Origin of the sequence: Micromonospora sp. NPDC023644, from assembly GCF_040640115.1 — a bacterium.
Taxonomy (GTDB): Bacteria; Actinomycetota; Actinomycetes; order Mycobacteriales; family Micromonosporaceae; genus Micromonospora.
Window position 1 is genome coordinate 182,460 of sequence record NZ_JBFABA010000010.1, and the last position, 2,629, is coordinate 185,088.

Annotated in this window: 4 protein-coding genes; all 4 read right to left on the reverse strand. The window is 68.7% G+C overall.

The features are described from left to right. Window positions 1-253: 253 nt before the first annotated feature. The 4 genes from AB0G08_RS11430 to AB0G08_RS11445 all read right to left on the reverse strand — a co-directional run bounded on the left by AB0G08_RS11430 (window position 254) and on the right by AB0G08_RS11445 (window position 2,069). Window positions 254-445: a hypothetical protein gene (locus AB0G08_RS11430; RefSeq protein WP_358086234.1), complete on the reverse strand. Its 192-nt coding sequence runs from the start codon at window positions 443-445 to the stop codon at window positions 254-256. Between the two features lie 195 nt (window positions 446-640). Beyond that, window positions 641-1,204: a dihydrofolate reductase family protein gene (locus AB0G08_RS11435; protein ID WP_358086236.1), complete on the reverse strand. Its 564-nt coding sequence runs from the start codon at window positions 1,202-1,204 to the stop codon at window positions 641-643. Further along, window positions 1,192-1,698, reverse strand: coding sequence for an SRPBCC domain-containing protein (locus AB0G08_RS11440; RefSeq protein ID WP_358086238.1), 507 nt, complete (start codon window positions 1,696-1,698; stop codon window positions 1,192-1,194). The genes AB0G08_RS11435 and AB0G08_RS11440 overlap by 13 nt, the downstream gene beginning before the upstream one ends. Beyond that, entirely contained in the window at window positions 1,695-2,069 is a 375-nt protein-coding gene (locus tag AB0G08_RS11445; RefSeq protein WP_358086240.1) for a metalloregulator ArsR/SmtB family transcription factor, read from the reverse strand. Before AB0G08_RS11445 ends, AB0G08_RS11440 begins: the two co-directional genes overlap by 4 nt. Between the last annotated feature and the right edge of the window lie 560 nt (window positions 2,070-2,629).

The window sequence follows — 2,629 nt, forward strand, 5'->3', positions numbered from 1 at the left end:
GTGGGCCTAGGGCATGTTGGTGCTCTCACCCCGCCGGGGGGGGGGGGGGGGGCGCCCCCCCCCCGGCCCCCCCCCTCTCCGCCTATCAGGGTGGTGGTGCCGCAGAGGTGTCGTACTGTCCGAGGACGGGCCGCTGCCCGCTGGGGCGACCGGGCGGCCGATTCCAGATGAATATCCGCTCCTGCGCGGCTGGGCGGATGTCGGCGTGGACGCCGACGACCACCCAGGGGTCGAAGCTCATCGTGCTCGGCGATTAGGACCAAGGTGACGTGCGCGAACAGCTGCCGCTGGTCACCTCGGCGAACCTGCCAGCCATGACGCACAGGAACCCGGCCGAGCCAGTCCGGACGGCGTCCATCACCTCGACCTCGATGTCGACTCCCGCCAGCCGTGACAGCGCGGTCACCGCGTCGATGTCCTCGGCGCGGGCTCGGCGGATCCGCACCTGCGGAAGCGGTGACCAACCATCGACCAGTCCGTCTCCGTCAGGTGCTCGATCTCGGGCTGCGGTGGCGCTGCCGCATGTAGACGGGCCTGCGGTGACGGAACCCGAGTTCGTGATAGGCGTCCTCATCCGGCCGAATCAGTCGTCAGCGCTCCGCGGGTCAGGCAAGCGCCGGGCCTCGGACAGGGCTGTCGTTCACTGTCCGAGAGGGCGGTAGCGGAGGTGCACGACGCCGTTTCGGAATCGGCGCTCATCGAGGAGCTCGAGGTCGGTGCGCATGCCGGTCGGCAGCCCTGGCTTACCCCCGCCGACGACGACGGGCAGGATGAACAGCTGGCACTCGTCGACCAGCCCGGCCTCGAAGGCCTGCGCCGCGAGGTTGGCACCTCCTACGGTGAGATCGCTGCTGGCCGTGGCCTTCAGTTCGCGTACTGCGGCGGGGTCGAAACGGCGTTCGAGTCGGGTGTCGGCAGTTGACACCGCGGCGAGGGTCGTGGAGTACACGACTTTGCTCGCCGCCTGCCAGGCGCTCGCGAAGTCGGCCATGAGGTCGGACTGCGCGGCCAGAGCGGCGTCGGTCTCCCAGACGGCCATGGCCTCGTACAGGCGCCGCCCGTAGAGACACGTGCCCACGGAGCGCAGGAGGTTGGTGTGGAACGCGAACACCTCGTCGCCGATCGGGAACCAGTCGAACGCGCCGCGTTCGTCCTCGATGTAGCCGTCGAGCGACACGTTCGTCACGTAGATCAGCTTTGCCATGCCTCTACCTCTCGATGATCAGCTGCAACAGCCTGGACATTCATCAGCGCGGCGTCCAGCTTGGTGAACGCCTGGCGCCAACCCTCCTCGCTGGGGCGCGCCAGATGTTCGGGGAGCCACTGGCGGATCTCCAGTCGCGTCCGTCCGTCGGCCTCGTCGTGGAACTCGACCCGCAGTCTCGTCTCGAACGGCTCGAGGCCCTCCTGCAGCCGGCCACCGACGTGCATGACGCCTTCGAGTAGTTCGCCGTCGGCGACGTCTGTGAGGTCGACGTGGATGCGCACGCGAAGGTCGGGTTCGGCCGCGTTGACCTCCGTCCACCGTTGATAGCCGCCGGGGCGTACGTCGAACTCGATCTCGTCGCGCGGCAGTGAGTTGCCGGTCGGGCCCCACCACGCCGCCAGCTGGTCGGGATCGGTGAAGGCCCGGTAGACGAGCTCCCGCGGCGCGTCGAACACACGCGAGATGACGAGCTGCGGAGTTTCCGTTTTCATTCGATCTCCCTGGGGTCGTCGACCATCCGGTCCGTTGCCGGTCCGGCGGCCTGCATCGCAGCGAGGTGGGCATCGAGGCGGGTGAGGGACGAGTCCCAGAGCCGCCGGTAGCGCTCGATCCAGTCGGCCGCCTCGCGCAGCGGGGCAGATTCGAGGTGGCTCGCGCGCCACTTGCCCGACCGCGACCGCGAGATGAGCGCCGCGCGCTCGAGCACCTTCAGGTGCCGTGACACCGCCGGCATCGAGATGGACAGAGGAGCGGTGAGTTCGGTGACCGTGGCGTCGCGTTCGGCCAGCTCGGCGATGATCGCCCGTCGAGTCGGGTCGGCGAGCGCCGAGAACACCGCGCTGAGCTGATCGGTGCCAGCCATCGGAAGCCCCCTTCACTTAACCACCTTGTTAAGCGTATTGAGATGAGAGTGATGTTGTCAACGGATGGGTCGCCGGGCCGGCTCGGTCCCGCCGCCGACGTGCCGCTCCCCCACGACCTGCGGCACACGGCAGCGAGTACCGCCGTGGCGGCGGGCGCCAACGTCAAGGCGGTGTGGCGGATGCTCGGGCACGCCTCCGCGTGGACCACGCTGGACGCGTGCGCGGGGCTCTTCGGTGACGACCTGGACGCGGTCACCAACCCGGCTGGACGAGGCGGTCGCGGCGCGGGACAAGGGCCAGCCAAGGACCCGGCCCACCAGCGGGGACGTGATCGCCCTGGAAAAGCGGCGAAGCCCAGGTCGTTGACCTGGGCTTCTTCACCGAGCCGCCTGACGGAATCGAACCGTCGACCTACGCATTACGAGATCAAAATAGGCGACCCGGCGAGCTGCGCGAATGGGCTTCTAAGGGACGTCTCGTAACCCTGGCGTCTGTCTGTTGAGGACGACGCGGCAGTATGCCCGGGTGCAGGTGATCACGGCAGCCTGCCCGGAGTGGA